Source organism: Sinorhizobium sp. 7-81 (assembly GCF_030124405.1).
Lineage (GTDB): Bacteria > Pseudomonadota > Alphaproteobacteria > Rhizobiales > Rhizobiaceae > Sinorhizobium > Sinorhizobium psoraleae.
Genome location: NZ_JASKLT010000077.1, coordinates 1 through 698 on the forward strand (window position 1 = coordinate 1; position 698 = coordinate 698).

A 698-nucleotide genomic window follows, 5' to 3' on the forward strand; every position below is an offset into this window, starting at 1 on the left:
GTCGTCTTGTCCAAGTCCACCTGAGCCTGGGCGAGTGCCGCCTCGGCGCTTGCCTTCTGCGCCGGCAGGAGCGAGGAGATCTTCGTCTCCAGCGTCTGCTTGTTCGAAACGGCGGCGGCGAGCGCGCCCTTGCGGCCATCGGCGGCAACCTGCAGCCGCTCGATTTCCCGCCTCGAGACGATATTGGCGTTGCGCCGGTTCAATTCGACCTGCGTCTGAAGTTCGTTCAACGCCTGGAGGTAGGCGCCCTGCGCTTGTGCGATCAGGCCGTCGGCGGAGGCAAGCTCGCTCTGCGCCACGGTCGTCTGTGCCTCGATTTCGGCGACGCGCCGGCGTGCGGTTTCAAGCGCCGCCCGCTGCTGCGCATCGTCGAGGCGGAAAAGCGGTGCGCCGGCCGCGACCTTCTCATTGAGGCCGACATAGACCTCGGCCACCCGCCCGTTCGACTCCGGCAGGATGGTGACGGTACGGAAGACGGCGGTGACATTGCTGGTCGACGGATGGAAGTAGAAGATCATCGTGATCAGCGACACGGTGAGAATCACGCAAGCCGTGATGCCATAGCGCAGCTCGAACCACATCGAATAGAGATTGATCTCGCGGCCGATGCGCTTGCCCTGGACATAGCGGCGGAAGAGAAAGTCGGGAAAGATGGTGAGCAGCGAGCAGATCAGGAATTCCAGCATGGCTCACCCCCT

1 protein-coding gene is annotated in these 698 nt (G+C 63.6%); it reads right to left on the minus strand.

Annotation, left to right across the window (positions count from 1 at the left end; all coding sequences use genetic code 11):
• A partial coding sequence (locus tag QN224_RS33555; RefSeq protein WP_283980176.1) for a biotin/lipoyl-binding protein occupies positions 1 to 686 on the minus strand: 686 nt, incomplete at its 3' end.
• Positions 687 to 698 lie beyond the last annotated feature (12 nt).